A 2,804-nucleotide genomic window follows, 5' to 3' on the forward strand; every position below is an offset into this window, starting at 1 on the left:
CCAATGTAGAACTTCAGCTTTGGTTCCGTCCCGGATGGCCGGATGGCGATCCAGGTCTCATCGTCCAAAACATAACGCAGGACGTTGGATTCTGGAATGCCCAATTCGCTGACCTTGCCATCGGCCGTCGTCTTGGTCCCCTTGGAGAAGTCTTCAGTGACTTCTACCTTATGGCCGGCGAAGTCTTCTGGTGCTTCTTCACGGAACTTCTTCATCAGGCCTTGGATCTTGGCCGGGCCATCAACCCCGGCGTAGGTGTTGGCGATCGTCTTTTCACGGAAGTAGCCGTACTTCTTGAAGAGTTCTTGCAGGCCATCGTACAGGGTCATGTTCCGGCTCCGGTAGTAAGCCGCTACCTCAGCCAGCAGGGTCAGGGATTGGATGGCATCCTTGTCCCGGACGAATGGCTTGACCAGGTAGCCATAACTCTCTTCGAAACCAAACATGAAGGTGTGGTCAGCCTTGCCGGTTTCGTACTGGTGAATCTGGTCCGCGATCCACTTGAACCCGGTCAGGACGTTGATCATTGATACCCCGTAGCTTTCGGCAATCTTAGCAGCAAAGTTCGTGGAAACGATGGACTTAACTGCCGCCGCATTCTTTGGCAGGGTACCCGCCTGCTTGTGAGCTTCCAGGATGTAGTGGAGCATGATGGAGGCAATCTGGTTCCCCGTCAGCAGTTGGTATTCACCATTTGGCTGACGCACAGCACAGCCCAGCCGGTCGGCATCCGGGTCGGTAGCGATCAGGACATCGGCATCAATCTGCTTACCGAGCTTGATTGACCGGACGAAGGCCTCTGGGAATTCTGGATTCGGGTGTTCCAGACCAGGGAAGTCCCCGTTTGGTTGGGCCTCGGTTGGTTCAATCGTAAAGTTGGTGAAGCCGGCTTGGCGCAGGGCTCGTTCGCCCAGCATCCGACCAGTCCCGCAGAGTGGCGTGAAGACAAACTTCATGTCCTTACCATATTCCTTGGCCAGTTCAGGGTTAACCGTAACTTCCTTGGCGTGTTGCAGGTAGGCGTGATCGACGTCCTCGCCCATGACCGTTTCCAGGCCGCTGTTGAGCATTTCCTGTTCATCGGCCAGCTTGATGTCGAAGATGTCCTTGATCTTACGGATGTAGCCGGTCATCATGTCGGATTCCTTTGGCGGCATCTGACCACCGTCTTCACCGTAGATCTTGTAACCATTGTATTCCTTTGGGTTGTGACTAGCCGTGATCATGATTCCGGCGTAGGTGTGGTTGTCACGAACGGCAAAGGACAGTTCTGGCGTTGGCCGCACATTGTCGTAAATGTAGACCTTAATGCCGTGGGCACCGAGGACCCGGGCAGAATCATGGGCAAATTGGTAAGAGTGGTGCCGGGAGTCATAACCAATGGCAACCCCGCGCTTCTTAATGTCGTCGCCCAGGGAATCCATCAGGGTTGCTAACCCTTCAGTTGCCTGCCGAACAGTGTAAATGTTCATCCGGTTGATCCCTGGTCCCATCAGGCCACGCATCCCCGCCGTTCCGAATGACAGGGGGCCATAAAAGGCATCCTCAATTTCCTTATCATCGGTCATGGCGTCTAATTCTTGCTTCAGCTTCGGATCGAGATCCGTCCGTTCCTTCCAAACTTGATAGGTATCTTTCCAGCTCACAGTGAAGTCTCCTTTACTCTTTTCTCTGCTGTCTAGTATACCGCAGATTACTTTTAATGGGAAAGTTTACCAATTGTTTTACTAAACTTTTACCAGACTAAAAAAGGCGGCCATGGCAAGATCCATGGCCGTCGCAATATTACTTGGCGCTGTTGAGATATTGGTAAACCTGCTGGCCGGCGATGGCCCCATCACCAACCGCCGTAGCGATTTGCCGCAGCGGAGTTTCCCGGACGTCCCCGATCGCAAAGATACCGGGAACACTGGTCCGCATTTGGGTGTCGGTCTTGACCCAGCCCTGGTCATCCAAGATTCCCAGGTCTTTGAAGGCGTTGGTCATCGGCACACTGCCGACGTAGATGAAGACCCCGTCAGCGGCCAACTCGCCGTCTTTTCCGGTAGCATTGTTGTGGGTCTTGACCCCGCTGACCTTGACATCGTCGCCCACGATTTCGGTGACGCTGGTGTTGTAGACAAACTCCATCTTGTCATTCTTGGCGGCCTCGTCTTGCAACAACGGTTGGGCCCGCAGGTGGTCACCGCGCACGAGGACCGTGACCTTGGAAGCCAGCTGCGTCAGGTACATCCCTTCTTCGACCGCGGAATCCCCGCCGCCGACCACTACCAGGTGGAGGCCCTTAAAGAAGGCCCCATCGCAGACCGCACAGTAGGAGACGCCCTTGCCGCCGAACTCTTCCTCTCCGGGAACGTTGAGGTGGCGCTGGGTCGAACCGGTAGCAATCACTACCGCCTTGGCAACATAGGTATCGCCCATGTCGGTGGTGATTTCCTTCGTGGCGCCCTTATCGACCAGCTTGGTGACGGTCCCGTAGGCGTATTCGGCCCCGAACTGGGTGGCCCCGTCATACATCTGCTTGGCCAGTTCCGGCCCCTGGACACTCTTAAAACCCGTGTAGTTCTCAATGGTGGCCGTGTTGTTCAGGTTGCCGCCGTAGATCCCCCGGTCCAGCATCACCACGGACAGGTTTGCCCGGGAAGCATACATTGCCGCCGTCATCCCGCCAGGACCGGCCCCGATTACCACCACGTCATAATTCTTCGTTTCTGCCATTTACGATTCCTCCCGTCAGCAGTCAGTTATTACCCCCATCATACCGATTCCAGGCCGCTTTGTCTATCGTTTTGCTTACTTATAAT

At 55.1% G+C, this 2,804-nt stretch carries 2 protein-coding genes; both read right to left on the reverse strand.

Annotation, left to right across the window (positions count from 1 at the left end; all coding sequences use genetic code 11):
* The coding region (locus ACI31J_RS03825; RefSeq protein ID WP_439773112.1) for a phospho-sugar mutase at nt 1-1,646 on the reverse strand (1,646 nt) is incomplete at its 3' end.
* A gap of 139 nt (nt 1,647-1,785) precedes the next feature.
* Nucleotides 1,786-2,718 carry a thioredoxin-disulfide reductase gene (gene trxB / locus ACI31J_RS03830; protein ID WP_439773113.1) on the reverse strand — a complete coding sequence of 311 codons (933 nt, stop codon included), beginning with the start codon at nt 2,716-2,718 and terminating at the stop codon, nt 1,786-1,788.
* Nucleotides 2,719-2,804: the final 86 nt, after the last annotated feature.

The organism is Limosilactobacillus sp. (assembly GCF_051873075.1).
GTDB lineage: Bacteria > Bacillota > Bacilli > Lactobacillales > Lactobacillaceae > Limosilactobacillus.

What these genes read in the sequence shown, in the direction of transcription:
- trxB (WP_439773113.1), bottom strand. Translation starts at nt 2,718, where the DNA reads ATGGCAGAAACGAAGAATTATGACGTGGTGGTAATCGGGGCCGGTCCT.